At 45.1% G+C, this 19,814-nt stretch carries 15 protein-coding genes and 1 pseudogene; 11 read left to right on the top strand and 5 right to left on the bottom strand.

The features are described 5' to 3' along the window. The first annotated feature begins 42 nt into the window (after positions 1-42). Entirely contained in the window at positions 43-1,299 is a 1,257-nt protein-coding gene (locus R7Q39_RS10160; RefSeq protein ID WP_005373814.1) for an adenylosuccinate synthase, read from the top strand. Between the two features lie 370 nt (positions 1,300-1,669). Beyond that, positions 1,670-2,734, top strand: coding sequence for an L-asparaginase 2 (ansB, locus tag R7Q39_RS10155; RefSeq protein WP_213879749.1), 1,065 nt, complete (start codon positions 1,670-1,672; stop codon positions 2,732-2,734). Positions 2,735-2,810: 76 nt separating this feature from the next. Here the strand turns inward: ansB and R7Q39_RS10150 are convergent, their stop codons facing one another. Next, positions 2,811-3,647 (bottom strand): pyruvate, water dikinase regulatory protein, encoded by an 837-nt coding sequence (locus tag R7Q39_RS10150; RefSeq protein WP_005373820.1) that lies wholly within the window; start codon positions 3,645-3,647, stop codon positions 2,811-2,813. Positions 3,648-3,898: 251 nt separating this feature from the next. Here R7Q39_RS10150 and ppsA point away from each other — a divergent pair, with 251 nt between their 5' ends. The 4 genes from ppsA to tyrS all read left to right on the top strand — a co-directional run bounded on the left by ppsA (position 3,899) and on the right by tyrS (position 9,562). After that, positions 3,899-6,271 carry a phosphoenolpyruvate synthase gene (gene ppsA / locus R7Q39_RS10145; protein ID WP_238854820.1) on the top strand — a complete coding sequence of 791 codons (2,373 nt, stop codon included), beginning with the start codon at positions 3,899-3,901 and terminating at the stop codon, positions 6,269-6,271. A 170-nt stretch (positions 6,272-6,441) separates the two neighbouring features. Then, positions 6,442-7,221: a hypothetical protein gene (locus R7Q39_RS10140; RefSeq protein ID WP_005373824.1), complete on the top strand. Its 780-nt coding sequence runs from the start codon at positions 6,442-6,444 to the stop codon at positions 7,219-7,221. Positions 7,222-7,414: 193 nt separating this feature from the next. Beyond that, positions 7,415-8,221, top strand: coding sequence for a response regulator transcription factor (locus R7Q39_RS10135; RefSeq protein WP_021707696.1), 807 nt, complete (start codon positions 7,415-7,417; stop codon positions 8,219-8,221). A gap of 81 nt (positions 8,222-8,302) precedes the next feature. Further along, positions 8,303-9,562: a tyrosine--tRNA ligase gene (gene tyrS / locus R7Q39_RS10130; protein WP_318076043.1), complete on the top strand. Its 1,260-nt coding sequence runs from the start codon at positions 8,303-8,305 to the stop codon at positions 9,560-9,562. A 106-nt stretch (positions 9,563-9,668) separates the two neighbouring features. On the opposite strand, the gene R7Q39_RS10125 is transcribed toward tyrS, so the two are convergent. Together R7Q39_RS10125 and R7Q39_RS10120 are read right to left on the bottom strand one after the other, a co-directional pair. Continuing rightward, the gene (locus R7Q39_RS10125; RefSeq protein WP_318076042.1) at positions 9,669-10,703 is read right to left on the bottom strand and encodes a spermidine/putrescine ABC transporter substrate-binding protein; all 1,035 of its coding nucleotides are present in this window, start codon (positions 10,701-10,703) and stop codon (positions 9,669-9,671) included. 137 nt (positions 10,704-10,840) lie between these two features. Then, on the bottom strand, positions 10,841-11,200 hold the full coding sequence (locus R7Q39_RS10120) for a DUF6559 family protein (RefSeq protein ID WP_054865478.1): 360 nt from the start codon (positions 11,198-11,200) through the stop codon (positions 10,841-10,843). A 166-nt stretch (positions 11,201-11,366) separates the two neighbouring features. Here R7Q39_RS10120 and R7Q39_RS10115 point away from each other — a divergent pair, with 166 nt between their 5' ends. Then, on the top strand, positions 11,367-11,621 hold the full coding sequence (locus R7Q39_RS10115) for a hypothetical protein (protein WP_005387084.1): 255 nt from the start codon (positions 11,367-11,369) through the stop codon (positions 11,619-11,621). A gap of 101 nt (positions 11,622-11,722) precedes the next feature. Here the strand turns inward: R7Q39_RS10115 and R7Q39_RS10110 are convergent. Further along, positions 11,723-14,131: pseudogene (locus R7Q39_RS10110) on the bottom strand (beta-mannosidase). 303 nt (positions 14,132-14,434) lie between these two features. Here R7Q39_RS10110 and R7Q39_RS10105 point away from each other — a divergent pair. Further along, the gene (locus R7Q39_RS10105; protein ID WP_005373846.1) at positions 14,435-16,021 is read left to right on the top strand and encodes a BCCT family transporter; all 1,587 of its coding nucleotides are present in this window, start codon (positions 14,435-14,437) and stop codon (positions 16,019-16,021) included. A 62-nt stretch (positions 16,022-16,083) separates the two neighbouring features. On the opposite strand, the gene R7Q39_RS10100 is transcribed toward R7Q39_RS10105, so the two are convergent. Then, complete coding sequence (locus R7Q39_RS10100; protein WP_005387087.1) at positions 16,084-16,812, bottom strand: UTRA domain-containing protein; 729 nt, start codon at positions 16,810-16,812, stop codon at positions 16,084-16,086. Between the two features lie 210 nt (positions 16,813-17,022). On the opposite strand from R7Q39_RS10100, the gene R7Q39_RS10095 reads away from it, so the two are divergent. The 3 genes from R7Q39_RS10095 to R7Q39_RS10085 are packed head-to-tail and all read left to right on the top strand — an operon-like array spanning position 17,023 to position 19,814. Next, complete coding sequence (locus tag R7Q39_RS10095; RefSeq protein ID WP_005373851.1) at positions 17,023-18,090, top strand: ABC transporter substrate-binding protein; 1,068 nt, start codon at positions 17,023-17,025, stop codon at positions 18,088-18,090. A gap of 12 nt (positions 18,091-18,102) precedes the next feature. Next, positions 18,103-18,927 (top strand): alkaline phosphatase family protein, encoded by an 825-nt coding sequence (locus R7Q39_RS10090; RefSeq protein WP_005373854.1) that lies wholly within the window; start codon positions 18,103-18,105, stop codon positions 18,925-18,927. Then, on the top strand, positions 18,924-19,814 hold the full coding sequence (locus R7Q39_RS10085) for an ABC transporter permease (protein ID WP_318076041.1): 891 nt from the start codon (positions 18,924-18,926) through the stop codon (positions 19,812-19,814). The genes R7Q39_RS10090 and R7Q39_RS10085 overlap by 4 nt, the downstream gene beginning before the upstream one ends.

Genomic DNA, 19,814 nt, shown 5'->3' with positions numbered 1-19,814 from the left:
GAACACCTTAAGATTTTTGCATCTGTTTTTGGAGATTAAATTATGTCGTCTATCGTTGTTGTGGGTGCAAACTGGGGTGATGAAGGCAAAGGCCGCATCGTTGACTTTTTGGCAGAGCAAGCTTCTGCGAGCATTCGTTTCCAAGGTGGTAACAACGCGGGTCACACCGTGGTTAACGATCTAGGTACGTTTAAGCTGCACCAGCTACCAAGTGGCGTATTCAACCCAGACTGTTTGGCAGTGTTAGGTCCGGGTATGGTTATCAGCCCTGCGTTGCTGTCTCAGGAGATTGCGGAAGTTGAAGAAGCAGGCGTAAAAGTGAATATGTGCATCTCAGATCGCGCAACACTGTGTCTACCGCTACACGCACTAGAAGATACGCTAGAAGAACAACGTTTAGGCGACAAAGCATACGGTTCAACTCGTCAAGGTATTGCACCTGCTTACGGTGACCGCGTAATGAAGAAAGGCATCCTAGTTGGTTGGTTGAAGCAACCAGAAGTATTGGTTGAACGCCTTCAATTCATGATGGATTGGAAACTGCCGCAACTGCGTGCACTTTACCCGACGTTCGAGTTTGAACAAACCGCTGAAGAACTGGCGAACTGGCTGCTAGAAGTCTCTGCACCTTGGCGCGATTCAATTTGCAACGTAACGCTTCCTCTAAAAGAACTACAAGCGAAAGACAAAACTCTATTGTTCGAAGCGCAGCTTGGCGCGGGTCGTGACCTTGTTTACGGTGAGTACCCTTGGACAACATCTTCTAACGTTGTATCAATGTACGCGGGTATCGGTAGTGGCCTTCCGGCACTTCGTCCTGAACGCGTTATTGCGGTTGCAAAAGCCTTCAGCTCATCAGTGGGTACTGGTACGTTGATCACTGCAATGGAAGAGCAAGACGCTTTCCGCGAACTTGCTGGCGAGTTCGGTGCAACTACGGGTCGTCCACGCGACATGGGCTACTTCGACGCAGTCGCTACGAAAAATGGCGTTGAACTGCAAGCAGCAACTGAAATTGCACTAACGAAAGTAGACTGTTTGACTGGCCTTAACGATCTGAAAATCTGTGTTGGCTACGAAGGCGACCACAGCGAAAACCCAATCTGGCCTCAAACTGCCTCTCTTGCGCCAATCTACGAGAAGATGGAAAGCTGGAGCGAGGACATCACAGGTTGTCGTAAGTTTGAAGAGCTTCCAGTAGCAGCACAGAAATACGTTCTACGCATTGAGGAACTCATGGGCGTACCAGTAAAAATGGTGTCTGTGGGTCCTGGTCGTGAACAAATGATTATGCGATAAGATGTGAATTAACACATCATTGGCAAGCGGCTTTTATCTGTTCCGGGGTAAAGCCGCTTTTTTTTACACTGTAAACTTTGGAAAATTGCACGGCTAAATTCATGTTTAATAACCTCATCACGAGACTCCTACCTCCTTTATTTATAAATCAATAAATTATAGGACTTAACACGTTGTGCACGTTACTAGCACATCTCACTTGTTAAAGAAGCACGTCAATTAGGTTAACTGGTTGATTTGATATTCTTTAAGTGATTAGTTGATCACGATCTTCATCTGCAATTTGTTGAACTAGTACTCAAAAAATCTAACCCGCTGTTTTTAGGATAGATGAGTTCCCCAACATCCAACCTAACAGCAGGTGATTCCCATGACGAAAAATCTTTTCCGCCTCAGTACGATAACCCTTGGTTTGTGCCTTAGTTCTTTGTCTTTCGCGCAATCCGATCTTCCGAACATTAAAATTCTTGCCACTGGCGGCACCATAGCAGGCGCAGGTCAATCTGCAACAGAGTCAAACTACACAGCAGGTAAAGTCGGCGTTGAATCATTGATTTCTGCGGTGCCGAGTATGACCAACATTGCCGATATTTCTGGAGAGCAAGTGGTCAGTATCGGTTCACAAGATATGAATGATGAAGTGTGGCTAAAATTATCGAAAAGAGTTAATGAGCTACTCGCTCAAGATGATGTTGACGGCATCGTCATTACTCATGGTACGGATACGTTAGAGGAAACCGCTTACTTCCTTGATCTGACCGTCAAGAGCACAAAGCCTGTCGTGATCGTTGGTGCAATGCGTCCTTCCACCGCAATGAGTGCTGATGGACCAGTCAACTTATACAATGCAGTCGTAACAGCCACCGATGAAGATTCAGAAGGACGTGGCGTGCTAGTCGCAATGAATGACACGATTTTCGATGCGCGAGATGTGACAAAAACCAATACAACCTCCGTCAGCACTTTCCAGTCACCCAACTTTGGTGCTATCGGCTACATTCATAATAGCGATGCCAAATATCAACGAAGCCCAGAGCGTAAACATACGACAGAAACCCCATTCGATGTATCAAAGCTTACTAAGTTGCCTAAGGTCGGTATTGTTTATAACTATGCAAATGCCTCCAATTTGCCAGTGAAAGCCTTTGTGGATGCGAAGTTTGACGGCATCGTAAGTGCTGGTGTCGGTAATGGTAACTTGTACCACACTGTGTTTGATGAGCTAGAGAAAGCGAGTAAAGATGGCGTTGTTGTTGTAAGAAGCTCCCGAACGCCTAGCGGCTCAACCACTTTGGATGCTGAAATTGATGACAACAAATACGGCTTTGTTGCCGCTGGTACATTGAACCCACAAAAAGCACGTATCTTACTGATGCTGTCACTAACTCAGACCAAAAACTATCAAGACATCCAAAAGATGTTCCAATACTATTAATTCTGTCTAAGGTTCATTCGATAGAAGAGGTATACATCTTACCTCCTCTTACACATAGCGACATGAGCGTCTCTTGTTAGCCAAACAAGCGACGCTTCATTCCTGCTTTTTCCAGAATACGCGTAGTAATTTCCTCAACAGACAGAGAGGACGTATTGATATATGGGATCGCCTCTCTTCTAAACAACGCCTCAACAGTGTCTAGCTCCAGCTTGCACTGCTCTGTGCTAGCGTAATCACTTCCAGACAAACGATTTTCACGGATTTCAGTCAAGCGCTCGGGATCAATAGTCAGCCCGAACAACTTATGACGATGGATCTCAAATTCAGGCAACAAACGCATCATCTTCACATCTTCCGCAATGAACGGATAGTTCACAACACGTAAACCAAATTGCATCGCCATGTACAAGCTAGTCGGCGTTTTTCCGCTGCGCGATACTCCCAGCAGGATAATATCGGCTTGTTCCAACCCTTTTAGCGTGATGCCATCATCATGCGCCAATGTGTATTCAATAGCCGCAATACGGTCAAAATAGGTGTCGGAATCTTTCCCCACACTGCGAGAACGCTGCAACTTAGGCTTTGGTGCCATCTGAATGTCGTCTTGCACTTTCTGCACAATACTCTCCAACACATCGTAACTGTATGCCGGCGCTTCAAGCAGCATTTCACGTACTTCTGGAACGACAATTGAGAAAAAGACCAGAGGTTTGACGCCATTGCGCTGGTAGGAAGTTTCAATTTCTTTGACTACGTCAGTAGCTTTGTCCTGGCTTTCTACAAACGGAAAGGTTTTTTCGTTAGGAATGAACGGAAATTGACCGAGAACAACATGCCCTAATGTCTCACATGTTATCGCCGTACCGTCAGAAACATAGAACACATCACGACTTTGGTTATTTATTTGCATTTCTGTTTAATTTTTCAAAATCTTTTGAGTAGGATGGTACACATAATATTAATAAATCAGTTTGGCTTTCAGTTAGGTTCACCACAGCTTTAAAAATTCTTTTGAATTTTTTTCAGCCAGAACGTAATCGTTTGCCTTTGATATCAATCTAAATGAAGCAATGTATGGTCAACGTGTAATAACAGCCAACATGCGATTGTTTAGATCGATTTAAGTCCCCCTACTAAGCTGCAATGTTTCTGGAGAAAGACATGCAAAAGAACACCCTCTGGTTCAATGGCCTATCCATGGATGATGTCGACAAAGTCGGCGGTAAGAATGCTTCACTTGGCGAAATGGTTTCTAACCTAGCAAACGCAGGCGTTTCTGTACCAAATGGTTTTGCGACAACCTCATACGCGTTTAACCAATTCCTTGACCACGAAGGTTTGGATGAGCGTATTCACCAATTACTCGATGAACTAGACGTTGAAGATGTAGAAGCTCTGCGTAAGACAGGTGCAAACATTCGTCAATGGGTATTAGAGGCCCCTTTCCCTGCGGACCTTGAACAAGAAATTCGTGAAAATTACCAAGAACTGATCGAAGGCAATCCTGAGCTTTCAGTCGCAGTTCGTTCATCTGCTACGGCAGAAGACCTACCTGATGCTTCTTTTGCTGGTCAGCAAGAAACGTTTTTGAACGTGAAAGGCATCGACGCAGTACTAGAAGCAACTAAGCACGTTTACGCTTCTCTATTTAACGACCGTGCGATTTCTTACCGCGTTCACCAAGGGTTCGACCACCGTGGCATCTCGCTATCTGCGGGTATCCAACGTATGGTGCGTTCAGATAAAGCCTCGTCGGGTGTTATGTTTACACTAGACACTGAATCGGGTTTCGACCAAGTTGTCTTCATCACCTCTTCATGGGGTCTAGGCGAGATGGTCGTTCAAGGTGCAGTAAACCCTGACGAGTTCTACGTTCACAAGCCGATGCTTGAAGCAGGCGAACACCCAATCGTTAAGAAAACATTTGGTTCTAAGTTGATCAAAATGATCTACTCAGATAACCAAGAAATCGGCAAACAAGTTGATATCGTTGATACTTCTGATGAAGAGCGCAACACGTTCTCATTGAACGACGACGAGATCAAAGAGCTCGCAAAGCAATCAATGATCATCGAAAAGCACTATCAGCGTCCAATGGACATTGAATGGGCAAAAGATGGCATTGATGGCAAGCTGTACATTGTTCAAGCGCGTCCTGAAACCGTATGTTCGCAAACGGAACAAAATGTGATTGAGCGCTACGAACTACAAAACAAAGCAGATGTTTTGGTTGAAGGTCGTGCAATCGGTCAGCGCATCGGTAAAGGCGTGGTTCGCTTGGTTGACTCTCTGGACCAAATGTCTCTAGTCCAAGAAGGTGACGTGCTAGTTACAGACATGACTGACCCAGATTGGGAACCAGTGATGAAAAAAGCATCTGCAATCGTAACCAACCGTGGTGGCCGTACTTGCCACGCTGCCATCATCGCTCGTGAGCTTGGTATTCCTGCGATCGTTGGCTGTGGCGATGCGACAAGCAAGTTAACCGATGGTGCAACCGTGACCGTATCTTGTTCTGAAGGTGAAACGGGCTACGTTTACCAAGGTGAACTTGAGTTTGATGTAAAACGCTCTTCTGTTGATGAACTGCCACTGCTACCAACAAAAGTGATGATGAACGTGGGTAACCCTGATCGCGCGTTTGACTTCGCACAAATTCCAAATGAAGGTGTTGGTCTTGCTCGTCTTGAATTCATCATCAATAAGATGATTGGTATCCACCCGAAAGCATTACTTAACTTTGATGCACAAAGCGATGAGCTAAAAGCAGAAATCACTCAGCGTATTCGTGGTTACAAAGATCCTATCGATTTCTACGTAAGCAAACTGACAGAAGGTATCGCAACCATTGCTGCGGCATTTTGGCCGAAACGCGTTATTGTTCGTATGTCTGACTTTAAGTCTAACGAATACAGCAACTTGGTTGGCGGTAAAGCCTACGAACCGCATGAAGAAAACCCAATGCTTGGCTTCCGTGGCGCGTCTCGTTACATTTCTCCAGTGTTTGAAGACTGCTTCGAGCTAGAAACTCAAGCAATCAAACGCGTTCGTAACGAAATGGGTCTGAAAAACGTTGAAATCATGATCCCATTTGTGCGTACACCAAGCGAAGCAGCATCAGTGATTGATTTGCTAGCGAAGTTTGATCTGCGCCGTGGCGATCAGGGCCTTAAAGTCATCATGATGTGCGAACTGCCATCCAACGCGGTCCTTGCCGATGAGTTCTTGAAGTACTTTGATGGCTTCTCGATTGGCTCAAACGACATGACTCAGCTAACGCTTGGACTTGATCGTGACTCTGGCGATGTTGCACATCTATTTGATGAGCGCAACCCAGCGGTTAAGGTTATGCTTCAGATGGCGATTGATGCGGCAACAAAAGCAGGCAAATACGTTGGTATTTGTGGTCAAGGCCCATCAGACCACGACGACCTAGCGGAATGGCTAATGGATCAAGGTATTAGCTCTGTATCACTAAACCCAGATACGGTTATCGATACTTGGTTAAAACTAGGTAAAGTTAGCAGCAAGTAACACACGATAAACTCTAGCCCTCACACTCCCCTTGTGAGGGCTTTGTTATTCACACGTCATTTCACTATCAGTTCGTGATTCCTCTCTCAAGTTCGTCATTTAGTCAATTTCATTATCAAAGTCTGATGACCTAAAATGAATCGTATATTGATAACTCCAGAGAGAATTTGATGAAAAAGCCTATCGCACTCCTTACTACATTGATGCTCCTGGCATCCCCTGCTTATGCCGATTGGGATGAAATTTCCAATAAAATGTCTGAGCTTGGCGACGCAGTTTCTGATACTGCCCAAGATGCTTGGGACGACACCAAAGCGTTTTCAAAACAAGCGTGGCAAGATTTCACGAATTGGTCCGAGGAAGCGATCAATACCGCAGGCGAATGGACAGAAGCCAGCATCGAGAAAAGCAAAGAATGGATAGATGCTGCCGACAAAAAAATTGATGAGCTGATGGAAGGCGATACGCCAGAAGAAGCTCGCCAAGCCGTGGACTTAATGGCAGATAGCGCTTTGCTCAAGTTATTTAATGAAAAGCCGGAGGCAAAAGCTATTTACGACAACGCGTACGGCTACGCGGTCTTTGATTCTCGTAAATTATCTTTGCTGTTTCACACCAACTCAGGGTCAGGAGTCGCAGTGAATAAGGAAACAGAAGAACGCACTTATATGAATATGTTTGGTTTGGGCGTTGCACTTGGGGCTGGCGGAAAATTTTACCAACAAGTGGTTCTGTTTGAGAGCAAAGAAGACTTTGATACGTTCGTCAACGAAGGATGGGAGGCCACAAGTGAAGCCTCTGCTGTTGCGGGCGAAGATTCAGAGCAACTTTCAAAACAATTTAACAGCGGCGTCGCCGTCTATCAGTTGAACGCTAAAGGTTTGCTCATCGATGCTAACGTGTCTGGTTCTAAATATTGGGTTAACGAAGAGCTCACTAACTCGCAGTAATGCATAGCAACTAATCGCTTAAATAAAACCGTTGTTATGCACCCTTATCAATAAGTTAACGGGGATATGATTCCTCAAAACTGAGCACTTACGCAACTTTCTCTATGGAAGTCACCAGAAGATGGCGACTTCCCTTTCTCGTTGGATTGCTTTTGGTTATGCTTGCGCAAAACCACCTGCAATTCGGTATCCCATGCCTGACAATAACTTTAATAATCTGCTAGCAGAAGCAATTTCTGCTCTTAACACGCCTAACTTTACTCCTAAACTTATGCGTGTCATTCGCACTCTTTTTCATTTTGATTGCGCAGTTATTTTAGGTTACCGAGAAGGTAAACATCCTATTTATCTCTACGACTCAATTGAGAACGAGCGAGAGTTACTTTTTCAACGCTACCTTACTGACTCATTTCAAAATGACCCTTTTTTTCTCAAACTAAACGAGACAAAGCAACAAGGCGTATTTACGCTCAAAGACGTGGCGCGTAAAGGCGTTGACTTCACCTCATACTGCGAGCAGTTCTATCATCAAACAGGGTGGAAAGACGAGCTTAGCATGCTAGTCGAAGTTGAATCTGGCCGTTGGGTCATGCTGTACTTCGGATATATGACTGATGGAAAATACTTTTCTCAGCAACAAATCAATAAGCTAAAGCCCTATTTCCCGATAATTCAGTCGCTTTGTCAGCAGCATTGGAAACAAACGGAATTTACCTTTTCTGAGCCTGTTTTTGCACAGAGTGCTTATTCTGGCAGTATGCGATTAGCCATTGAGCAAGCTTTAGCAACGTTTGGCGTAGAATCACTCACCCGTCGCGAACAAGAGGTGGCTTCGCTTCTCGCTCAAGGGTTTGACACCAAAGAAATTGCCGCGCGGTTACACTTAGTTCAAGGCACGGTCAAAAATCATCGAAAGCGAATTTACTCGCAATTAAATGTGTCTTCATTGAGTGAGTTATTCCAGCTTTTCCTCAATCACCTCATTCTCCATTCAAGATAAAAACTGTCCCTTAAGGGATATATCGAGAAAAGGTGTCGCGTTTTAGTCTAAATGTAACAACCACTAAGACAGACAAAAAGAATGACGACACCATTACTGCAAGATTTACAAGATCGTGGCTTGATTGCACAAGCCAGCGATTTGGAAGAAATTCAGACACTTCTCTCACAGCCACAAACCGTTTACTGCGGCTTCGATCCTACAGCTGGCAGCTTGCATATCGGCCACCTCGTGCCTTTGATTATGCTTAAGCGCTTTCAAGATGCCGGACACCAAGCTGTTGCCTTGATTGGCGGTGCAACGGGCATGATTGGCGACCCAAGCTTTAAAGCGACTGAGCGCAGTCTGAACTCAGAGGAAATCGTCTCAGGCTGGGTTAACGATCTTTCTAATCAAATTCAGCAGTTGATGAATCACCAACTGACCAAGCCGATGATCATGGTGAACAACGCTGACTGGATGAAAGCGATCAATGTGATCGACTTCTTCCGCGATGTGGGTAAGCACTTCTCGATCAATACTATGGTCAACCGAGAATCGGTAAAACAACGCCTGCAACGACCTGACCAAGGTATCTCCTTCACCGAATTTAGCTACGCCCTACTGCAATCGTACGATTTTGCCGAGCTAAACCGTCGATACGGTTGCCGTTTGCAAATCGGTGGCAATGACCAATGGGGAAACATCGTCAGCGGGATCGATTTAACTCGCCGTCAAAATGGTGAGCAAGTATTTGGCTTAACTCTGCCGCTGATCACCAAATCCGATGGTACCAAATTTGGCAAAACCGAAGGCGGTGCAGTATGGCTAGATCCTAGCAAGACCTCTCCTTACGCGTTCTACCAGTTCTGGCTTGGCGCAGAAGACGCAGACGTTTACCACTTCTTGCGTTACTACACATTCTTGAGCTGCGAAGAAATTGCCAGCATTGAAGCGCAAGACCAAGCAAGCCAAGGTAAGCCACAAGCACAACGTATTCTCGCTGAAGAAATGACGCGATTTGTTCATGGCGAAGACGGCCTCGCCAGTGCCGAGCGCATCACTCAAGCTTTATTCAGCGGTAATGTGCAACAACTGAGTTTGGGTGAATTAAAACAATTGGAGTTGGATGGTTTACCAAGCATTGAGAGCACACAACAAGATTTGGTTGAGCTGTTGATTGAGTCGGGCTTAGCAAGTTCGAAGCGTGTTGCACGCGAACACATCAGCAACAACGCCATCAGTGTAAACGGTGAAAAAGTGGCGGCTGATAACCCGAGTTTAAGCTTCCCACTGTTTGATCAATATTGGTTACTGCAACGCGGTAAAAAGCACTTCTGCCTCGTAAAGCGTGCCGCGTAGCAACACTCGCAGTACAAAGCCTATAAAAAATTCCCCTCACCACTTTCGTGATGAGGGGAATCCAAATTTGAACGATTTTAAGCCTAACAATAGGCAAAGACGTTGCTTATTGCATTCTTAAACGTTGCCAGTACTTTTCGTAAATCGCTAACGTTTCTGCGCCAACATCATTAATAAACTCGCCTTTTTTCATGTCTTCTGATGAAGGGAAAATAGTACGGTTATTTTTCAACTCTTCTGGCAATTTGTCACGCCCAGCGTTCGTTGCCGACGCATAACCCAAACTGGTCACGATTTCCGCTTGGTTCTCTGATTGGTACATGAAGTTAATAAATTTATGCGCCAATGCTTTGTTTTTACTGCCAGACGGAATAGTGAAGTTGTCCATCCACAATACCGCGCCCTCTTCCGGCATCACGAACTTCAGCTCAGGCATTTCAACCTGTCCTTGGAATGCGTTGCCGTTCCATTGCATGCCGACCGATGTTTCACCGGACACGTAAGGGACTTGCGGCGCATCTGAGTTGTACAGTAATACGTTGTTTTTCAGCGCGACTAGAGAATCAAAAGCCTGCTCGATTTCTGCTTCGTCTTTTGTGTTCACGCTATGGCCATTTTTCTTCAGCGCCATACCGAACACATCACGAACGTCATCAATCAGCATGACTTGTTGTTCGTATTGAGACTCCCATAAGTCTGCCCATTTGGTCACTGGTTGCTCAACCATGGATTCGTTGTAGCTGATCCCGGTAATGCCCCAAATATAAGGCAGCGAGTAATCATTTTTAGGATCGTGCGCTTGGCCAAGTAAACCGTCCATTGTGTCTTGCATGTTTGGCACTTGAGCGTGATCTATTTTCGAAAGCAGCCCTTCTCGCCCCATTTTTTCAATGAAGTACGCAGAAGCAAAAACCACATCGTAGCCAGAACCTTTTAGCAATTTTAGCTTGGTGTACATTGATTCATTATTCTCAAAAGTCGAATAATTAATCGTAATGCCTTCTTGTTTTTCAAACGCTTTTAACGATGCTTCCGGCAAATAGCCACCCCATGCATAAACGTTCAACGTTTTGCTATCTGCATGAGCAAACATGCTGAGCACAAGAGCACTCAGCCCCAATCCTTTGATGATTAATTTCATGGTATGCAATCCAACCAGTCCAGCGACGCGCTGGGATTCGGGTGCATAATTAGGTAATTGTTACCCAATTGAAAGAAAATTTAATTAATCTTTAACAGCAAAAATATTTATCGAATTTATAAAATTAACGCATGTTTTTAATAGCGACTGTGCATACCAAAATGATGAGACATTCCATCTTCCATTCGGCCACCTTTCCAGCCACCAGAACCGAGTAAATTAAGCACATCTTGAGCGGTATAATCGACACCAGCGAAGAAGTCATGCGCCACGTCTGAGCGTATTGCTTGCAACTCTGGTTGGTTTTCCAAATCAAGATCTTGCGGATCCGCATATAATGCCAACGCAATTTTTTGTTGGCACGCGCTTAACTCGCTGGTGCTCGTCTTTACCTGACCAACCGAAAAGTAGTCACGACTGCCGTATCCCACCACCAATCTGGTACTCATTAGTTTAATCACTTTCTTAATGCGGCGACGTTGTATAAATCTCAACATGTTTTGTTATTCCTGTATTAAGTTGGCTATGTCGTATTCTTTTGTTCGAATTAAAACACTCTGTTTTATCCGCGAAATTTCTCTAGCGCTTTTCGCGATGATCGGTTGTATAATACGATTCTGAAATATTTTGTTACGTTACCTCGGTAACCCCTGAGACTGCAACATGAACAACAGCAGATGGGTCGGCTTTATAGGCGGCACGATTGTCTTACTTAGTACCTTTATCCTCTTCGGATCTTCCGTCCACGCTGCTTGGTACCGAATCCCTGCGGAAGCCATTCATGGTATCGCCTTCACTTTGGCTTTTGGTTTAGGGTTAAACAGCCTGCTGGCGTACGCGACGGCAGTGATTACTCTTGCTGCACTATTCTACATTGGCTTTGTCGTTAGCTATCGGGTCCATCAGAAACTTAAATAGTCTTCTGTCTCAACCTGAGCTTAATAACGGATACTTGGTAACTAAAAAGGGAGCAAACGCTCCCTTTTTAGTTATCAGCATATAGATGTTCTATGCCCGCTTTAATCATTAAGGTGGCATACCCTCAACGACTGCTGCATACCTGAAACATCATCACCTAAATACTCAACCGTCATTGGAACCTTGGCCAACAGAGTAAAACTAGAGTCACTGAACCTTCCATCAGCATCACTCTCCAAATGAACAAAAAACGCAGGCTTATCCGCAATCAAAGTAATTTACCTCCCTTCAATAGAGACACCAATATTGGCTTTCGCTATCGACAAGGTTTTTAGCTCGTGAGTACTAAACCATGTGTTACTTATTCTGTCTTCACCGATTTGCGCTTCAACATAGAAGAAGCCTGACGTAAGTTCATCCTTCTCGATCAATTCATCCAACTGCCACAAAATCGTATTGCTGTCTGCTATGACTGTTTGTTCTAAGCTCCAACATTGCTTTTCTTCCCCTTGCCAATCTACCCACTTGAGCAATGCGTTGACGCTTGCGGACTCTTTGGCATCATTGAGCAAATGTAGGCTCAACTCGCCTGTATGCTCGGAAAATACCAAATACTGCGGCGCAAAAAAGCGTTTTGCATGGTAGTGCAACTGCTTCCATCTACCACTGTATTCCAAACTAGACCAAGAACTGACAGGCCAATTGTCGTTGAGTTGCCAGTACAGCATGCCGCGACAAACTGGAGAAATGGCACGCCAATGATCGCATGCAGTTTTGATCGCGATTGCCTGCTGAACTTGACTTAAATACAGCATGTTCTCAAATCCAGAGGGAAAACGAAAATAGCGCGTGAACATCTCTGTAATAATACTATTACCACGAGGGTTCTTCTGATGTTGTTCGAAAGTTGGGGATGTAATATTCCAGTCTTGCTCAGGGACAAACCGCTTAACTTCAGCAAAAGATGGCCAAGATTGAAAACCAAACTCAGAGCAAAAACGAGGATTCACGTCAAGGTAGGCACTGAATGATTTTCCTGAATGCCAAACGTCCCAAAAGTGCATATCGCCTTTACTATCATCATGCCACGCATCACCGAAATCCAGTTCACCATTACATGGGGAACTTGGCCAGAAACGGCGAGTGCTATCTTGCTCGGTAATCTCCTTCTCAATCATGCGGTTGAGGCGATCGTAGTTAACCGTGTATTTGACTTTACTGCGCTTAGATTCGTCATACCAACCAATAGCTCCAATCACTTCATTGTCACCACACCAAAGTGCGATTGATGGGTGCTCCTTGAGCCTCGGGATTTGGAATCTAAGTTCTTCTTCTACCTCTTTTAAAAACTCGTCGTTTGATGGGTACAACGAGCAGGCGAACATCATGTCTTGCCACACCAACAAGCCAAGTTCATCACAAAGGTTATAAAAGGTTTCACTCTCGTACTGACCACCGCCCCATACGCGAATCATGTTCATGTTGGCGTCAACCGCACTTTGCAAAAGGTTGCGATAACGTGTTTCGCACTCTCGCCCCGGCATTGCGTCAATTGGGATCCAGTTGGCACCTTTAGCATTAATCGGTACGCCATTGACGATAAATTCCATTGCAGAGCCGTGCTCATCAGCTTGGTTATTTAGGGTTAACTGACGCAAACCAATGTTGTGCGTTAACTTTTGCTCTCTGCAAGAAATGGTAATGGGATAGAGATACGCTTCGCCATAACCCGATGGCCACCAGCGTTGAGGCTCCAAAATGTGGAACTGGCAATGATAGTGACCACTTCCTTTTGTTTGAATACATTGACGCTCACCATTAAATTCAACCATCATTTCATGGCGTTGACTGTCCGTTTCCACTTCAACTACTACATCAAGAAACACACTCCCATCGGCTTGCCATTGCTGCTCTGTCGAGAAGCCTTTGAGCCAAAGCTCATTCACAATGTCGATTTGAATGGGGTCGTAAATACCCAATACCATCAAGCAAATGCCCCAGTCCCATCCGGAATGGCACTGTGTTTTGCGGATCAAGTTCATGTGTGGAATTTGGTTGTTGCCCAATGCCGATGGAATAGGAAATGGCAGTTTTTTTGCTCTTGCGATACCTTCTAAATCCGCCCGAGCAAACTCAACCCGAATCGTGTTAGTACCTTGCTTTAAATGCGGTTTAATATCCACACGTTGCTGGGTAAACATGTTGCTGCAAGTTAGTGCTAACTCACCATTAACATAGAAGGTTGCCAATGTATCGACACGAGTTAGCGTCATCCAAATTTGCTTGGCAGACAACGTAAACGCGTCGACGTCAAACTCACGTGAGATATGCCACTCACACTCTTCAATCCATCGAACTTTGTTTTCATTATCGGCAAAATAAGGATCTGGAATCTGCTCTGCTTGTAAAAGCGCCGACACATTATCGCCCGGAATAAACATTGGAATTTCAAGATTGGGGCGCTGTGGCGAGGTAAGCATCCACTGCCCGTTAAGTTCGAAGTGAGCCATCGAGTTAAACCTTAGCTTGGGAAAAACATATTTTCTCAATGTAATCCTGATAATCCCATGTAAAAACAAGGGAAATGTTAATTACATACGAAATGCGGTGCATTTCACGTAAAAACTCTTTCTTTTGATCTCTACCCAAAAATCAGCAACTTGGCTAACCTGTTAAAAATTAATCGAAATCTAAGGTTATATTTGCAACTTCGACATGTTAACATCATCGGCTTTTTGAACATCCTCACACTTTTCGTTGAAACGATGTGAGGGGAAATGCACGGCTTCATAGCCCTAAAAAGCGAAGTAATTATGTCAAATATGACGAATGCCGCCTCCCACACAGCGCCTATTCAGGATGCTGACTATTCTGCTATTCATCCCCCATCTTTACTCAAGCGCCTCGAACTCACCAATCCTGTCTTTTGGTTAAGTGGTAGCTTCCTCACTCTATTCGTTTTACTTGCTCTAACGAATACCGACTCTCTAACCGCAATGGTTAACACCGGCTTCGGCTTTGCTACTAAATATTTCGGAGCTTACTGGCAAGTACTGCTTCTTCTGAATTTCCTAATTGGTTTGGCTCTTGCGTTTGGTCGCACTGGTTATGTGCGCCTAGGTGGTCTAGCGAAACCTGATATTGATAACTTTAAGTGGTTGTCAATCGTACTCTGTACTCTACTTGCAGGTGGTGGTGTGTTCTGGGCCGCAGCTGAGCCTATCGCGCACTTTGTGACTGCTCCGCCTCTATACGGGGAAGCCTCACCGAAAACTGCCGCAATCAATGCCCTATCTCAGTCTTTTATGCACTGGGGCTTCTTAGCTTGGGCAATCCTTGGTGGTCTATCTTCCATTGTCTTAATGCACTTGCATTACGATAAAGGCCTGCCTCTTAAGCCGCGTACTCTGCTTTACCCTGTTTTTGGTGATAAAGCCATTAAAGGCTGGATTGGTGATGTTGCTGACGCATGTAGCATCATTGCAGTAGCAGCAGGAACCATCGGTCCTATCGGCTTCTTAGGTTTACAAATTAGCTACGCGCTAAACTCATTGTTTGGCCTGCCAGATACGTTCGTAACGCAAAGCATGGTTATTATGGCGGCGATCCTGATGTATACCCTTTCCGCACTGAGCGGTTTGAGCAAGGGTATTCAAATCGTCAGTCGTTACAACATCATTTTGTCTGTACTATTAATTGGTTACATCCTGTTCTTCGGGCCGACAAGCTTTATCGTTGATGGCTACGTGCAAGGCGTTGGTCGTATGGTGGATAACTTCTTCCCTATGGCACTTTACCGTGGTGATACAGGCTGGCTAAGTTGGTGGACAGTATTCTTCTGGGGTTGGTTTATCGGTTATGGCCCAATGATGGCGATCTTTATTGCTCGTATCTCTCGTGGTCGTACAATTCGCCAATTAATCATGTCTATTAGCATCGCGGCACCGCTGATTACTTGCTTCTGGTTTAGTATCGTTGGTGGCAGTGGCCTTGCGTTTGAACTTGATAACCCTGGTTTGATTTCATCTGCGTTTGAAGGCTTTAACTTGCCTGCAGCACTGCTAGCGATTACTGGTGAATTACCTTACCCAATGATCATTTCGGTTCTGTTCCTGATCTTAACGACAACATTTATCGTGACGACGGGTGACTCGATGACTTACACAATCAGTGTAGTGATGACGGGCTCAACAGAACCAAACGCAGTGATTCGCTCGTTCTGGGGTCTGATTATGGGTATTGTCGCTATTGCGCTTATCTCAATGGGCTCTGGTGGTATTTCTGCATTGCAGTCTTTCATTGTAATTACTGCCGTGCCTGTGTCTTTCATTTTGCTGCCAAGCATTTGGAAAGCACCCGGCATTGCAAGCAGAATGGCAAAAGAGCAAGGCCTCGTTTAAACCGCCTCTCTAACCGATATGCGAAAAAGAGCCCTTCATTGGGCTCTTTTTAATTCTGCGCTTTATCCTACGCTATCAATGCGAATCATCACTGCATCTGGACGCCAATACTCGAATTCGCAGTCCATTAAATGCCCATCTTGTTTGTAGTTTACCCGCCGAATTTTCAGAACGGGTTGTCCTTCAGCTAGGTTCAACGCCTTAGCGACATGAGCAGGAGCTGACGTGGGAATCACATCAAAACGAGAGCGCTTTGTCTCGTAACCATACTTCTCACGATAAATGCCCGTCAGGGACATGGTGAGGTTCTCAGACAATATCCCCTCAAACAGTGCCGCTTTGAGCACGTTCTCAACAAACAATACCGCTCGCCCATCAATAAAACGTAACCGTTCAATTACATAAATTGGGGTAATTCGCTCCACCTCTAACGATTTGGCATACTCACCTGCGGCCATTTCACTTCGCACGTTGAGTAACTTAGTTTCTGCAATACGATGCTGCTCTCGAATCATTTGATGGAAGTGAGAACGAGACAACGGGTTGTAACAGATACGCTCAGGAGATACATACCAACCCCGGCGCTCTTCTCGATAAATAAGACCTTCCGTTTCTAAAGACACCAACGCATCTTTGATAGTGATTCGAGTCGTAGAAAACAGCTCACTGAGCTCTCTCTCTGACGGCAGTTTTTGTCCTTCCGACATGATGCCGGAAAGAATCTGCTGTTTTAAGCTGCTTCTAATTTTTCCTAATTGGGTACCAAATTGTCCGGTGCCTGTCGCTCTCATTCTGATCTAGTCCAACGATAATTTGACGAATAACATAAGGCGTTTACGTAACAAAAATATGACATTAATCAACAGAACACATACTGAACGTATGAAATATAAGTGCCATATAAAATCAGCAAAACTGTCAAATTACTTGCGCTAAATCGTCACATTCCATCCATAGCATACAAAGCGAACTTACTGACCTAGTCCAGAAGGATGGAGACAATGAAAACTTTGCTAAGTCGTTCAATTACCGCACCAGCGGCAATCATTGCGGTAACGCTCGCTACGCCAACAGTAGCGAAAGAAGCCGATATTGAATCTTTGGTAGCAGCAGCACAAAAAGAAGGGGCGGTTTACAGTGTGGGTATGCCTGACAGTTGGGCAAACTGGAAAGACACTTGGGCTGATTTAAAGTCAAATTACAACCTTAAGCACCAAGACACGGATATGAGCTCGGCTCAAGAAATCGCAAAATTCGAAGCTGAGAAGAAAAACGCGACCGCAGACATTGGTGACGTAGGCTTTGCCTTTGCACGTGTAGCGGTAAAAAAAGGCGTCACTCAGCCATATAAACCAACAACTTGGAATGACATCCCAGATTGGGCAAAAGACGAAGATGGTCATTGGGCACTTGCCTACACTGGCACTATTTCTTTTATCTCCAACAATAACCTCGTAAAAGACGCGCCAAAAACGTGGGATGACCTATTAAAAGGCGACTACAAAGTGACCGTAGGTGACGTAGGCGTAGCAGCACAGGCAAACAACGCGGTTCTCGCCGCAGCGTTCGCCAACGGTGGGGACGAATCCAACCTCAAGCCTGCGCTCAAATTCTTTTCTGAACTCGCGAAGCAAGGTCGTCTTTCATTTACCGATCCGAACATCGCCAACCTAGAAAAAGGCGAAGTTGAAGTGGCGATCATGTGGGACTTCAATGCATTGAACTACCGCGACAAAATTGACCGCGACCGCTTTACAGTGAGCATTCCTCAAGATGGCTCTGTGATTTCTGGTTATACAACCATAATCAATAAATACGCGAAGAACCCTAATGCAGCAAAGCTTGCTCGTGAATACATCTTCAGCGATCAAGGGCAAATCAACTTAGCAGAAGGTTATGCGCGTCCAATCCGCACCAACATCACACTGCCTCAAGCAGTGCAAGACAAGCTAATTGCTAATGACCAATACAGCAATGTTCACCCAGTGACTGACTTCTCAGCTTGGGAAAAGTCCGCACGTAAGCTGCCACGTCAATGGCAAGAAAGTGTCTTAATCCACCAGCAATAAGAGTAAGTCGTTATGAGCAATAAGGTCATCCTTGTTGTTCTAGATGGACTGAACTATCAGGTAGCCCGTGATTGCATGGGCTACCTCAATGGTCTTCTAGAACAAAGTCGTTCCCAACAAGAAACTCGCGCAACGCTTTATCCTGTGCAGTGTGAGCTGCCCTCTATGTCTCGCCCACTTTATGAGTGCATTTTAACGGGCGTTCGCCCTGTAGAAAGCGGCATCGTAAACAACAATATCGTTCGTCTATCCAAACACGATTCCATTTTCAGTTTGGCAAAAGCCCAAGGAAAAGTGACCGCTGCGGCTGCCTACCACTGGGTAAGTGAGCTTTATAATCGCGCGCCATTTGAACCTGTTCGCGATCGTTTCACGCATGATGAAACCCTGAATATCCAGCACGGCTGCTTTTACCATTGGGATCATTATCCTGATGAAGCCTTGTTCCTGGACGCAGAGTATTTACGCCGCAACTATCAACCTGATTTCTTACTGATCCATCCGATGAATATCGACGATACAGGACATAAGTTTGGCCTAGACTCTCGCCAATACCGCAATTGTGCGCGAGGTGCAGACATTATTCTTTCCAACTACATCGATCAATGGCTTGCTGATGGGTATCAAATCATTGTGACAAGCGATCATGGCATGAACAACGATCTTTCTCACGGTGGGATTTTACCTGAAGAGCGAGAAGTTCCCCTGTTTGTCATTGGTGATAAGTTTACCCATCAAGATTGTCATATTAAGCAAACTGATATTTGTGGCACCGTTTGTCAATTGCTAAACCTTGACCACACGAAGCCATACACTCAGGAATTGTTAGCACTATGAGCAGTTCAGTCCTCTCCCCAAGCTCTAGCGAATCACGTTCAAATTTGGCAAGTACTTGGTTAAAGCGCTTTAAGCCAGCCGTTTGGTTGGCGCCTTTCGCACTGTTTTTCTACCTATTTCAACTCGCACCGATGATTTGGGTGCTGTTAAACAGCTTTATCTACGATGGCGAGTTTGCCTTCGATAACTACATTGAAGTGCTCGACTCCACCTTTATGATGCAGGCGTTTGGCAACAGTTTGTGGTTAGCTATATGGTCGAGCATTTTTGGCTTAGCCATTGCGACTCTGTTGGTCTCTTCTCTGCGCAGAATCGATTCTAAAGTCCGCGATGGTGTGATTGCGTTTACGAACATGAGCAGCAACTTTGCAGGCGTACCTCTGTCATTCGCTTTTATCATTATTTTGGGCACCAATGGGGCGATTACCCTTTTGCTCAAGCAGTATGGCTTACTCGGTGATTTCGACCTTTATGGTAAATGGGGTCTGCTGGTCATTTACATCTACTTTCAAATCCCGCTGGCGGTGTTGTTGCTCTACCCTGCGTTCGACGCGTTGAGTGATGATTGGCAAGCTGCTGCTGCGCTACTGGGAGCCAAAACATCACAGTATTGGGCGAAAATCGCGCTGCCAGTGCTCTTACCAGCCTTATTCGGTACCTTTATTATCTTAATAGCCAACGCAATTGGCGCTTATGCGAGTGTTTATGCGCTGACCTCCGGTAACTATAACGTCATCACAATTCGAATTGCGAGTCTGGTATCGGGAGACCTGTTCCTTGAACCTAATCTCGCCGCTGCAATTTCGGTGATTCTAATGGCGTTACTTGCCTTTATCACAGTGATTAACCAATGGCTCATTTCGAAAAGCTATGCAGGTAGGAAGTAG

This window comes from Vibrio sp. 947 (genome assembly GCF_033339115.1).
Lineage (GTDB): Bacteria > Pseudomonadota > Gammaproteobacteria > Enterobacterales > Vibrionaceae > Vibrio > Vibrio alginolyticus.
Note: the sequence above shows the minus strand (reverse complement) of the source record. Positions and strands in the feature narration are given on the sequence as shown.

What these genes read in the sequence shown, in the direction of transcription:
- R7Q39_RS10160 (WP_005373814.1), top strand. Translation starts at nt 43, where the DNA reads ATGTCGTCTATCGTTGTTGTGGGTGCAAACTGGGGTGATGAAGGCAAA.
- ansB (WP_213879749.1), top strand. Translation starts at nt 1,670, where the DNA reads ATGACGAAAAATCTTTTCCGCCTCAGTACGATAACCCTTGGTTTGTGC.
- R7Q39_RS10150 (WP_005373820.1), bottom strand. Translation starts at nt 3,647, where the DNA reads ATGCAAATAAATAACCAAAGTCGTGATGTGTTCTATGTTTCTGACGGT.
- ppsA (WP_238854820.1), top strand. Translation starts at nt 3,899, where the DNA reads ATGCAAAAGAACACCCTCTGGTTCAATGGCCTATCCATGGATGATGTC.
- R7Q39_RS10140 (WP_005373824.1), top strand. Translation starts at nt 6,442, where the DNA reads ATGAAAAAGCCTATCGCACTCCTTACTACATTGATGCTCCTGGCATCC.
- R7Q39_RS10135 (WP_021707696.1), top strand. Translation starts at nt 7,415, where the DNA reads ATGCCTGACAATAACTTTAATAATCTGCTAGCAGAAGCAATTTCTGCT.
- tyrS (WP_318076043.1), top strand. Translation starts at nt 8,303, where the DNA reads ATGACGACACCATTACTGCAAGATTTACAAGATCGTGGCTTGATTGCA.
- R7Q39_RS10125 (WP_318076042.1), bottom strand. Translation starts at nt 10,703, where the DNA reads ATGAAATTAATCATCAAAGGATTGGGGCTGAGTGCTCTTGTGCTCAGC.
- R7Q39_RS10120 (WP_054865478.1), bottom strand. Translation starts at nt 11,200, where the DNA reads ATGTTGAGATTTATACAACGTCGCCGCATTAAGAAAGTGATTAAACTA.
- R7Q39_RS10115 (WP_005387084.1), top strand. Translation starts at nt 11,367, where the DNA reads ATGAACAACAGCAGATGGGTCGGCTTTATAGGCGGCACGATTGTCTTA.
- R7Q39_RS10105 (WP_005373846.1), top strand. Translation starts at nt 14,435, where the DNA reads ATGTCAAATATGACGAATGCCGCCTCCCACACAGCGCCTATTCAGGAT.
- R7Q39_RS10100 (WP_005387087.1), bottom strand. Translation starts at nt 16,812, where the DNA reads ATGAGAGCGACAGGCACCGGACAATTTGGTACCCAATTAGGAAAAATT.
- R7Q39_RS10095 (WP_005373851.1), top strand. Translation starts at nt 17,023, where the DNA reads ATGAAAACTTTGCTAAGTCGTTCAATTACCGCACCAGCGGCAATCATT.
- R7Q39_RS10090 (WP_005373854.1), top strand. Translation starts at nt 18,103, where the DNA reads ATGAGCAATAAGGTCATCCTTGTTGTTCTAGATGGACTGAACTATCAG.
- R7Q39_RS10085 (WP_318076041.1), top strand. Translation starts at nt 18,924, where the DNA reads ATGAGCAGTTCAGTCCTCTCCCCAAGCTCTAGCGAATCACGTTCAAAT.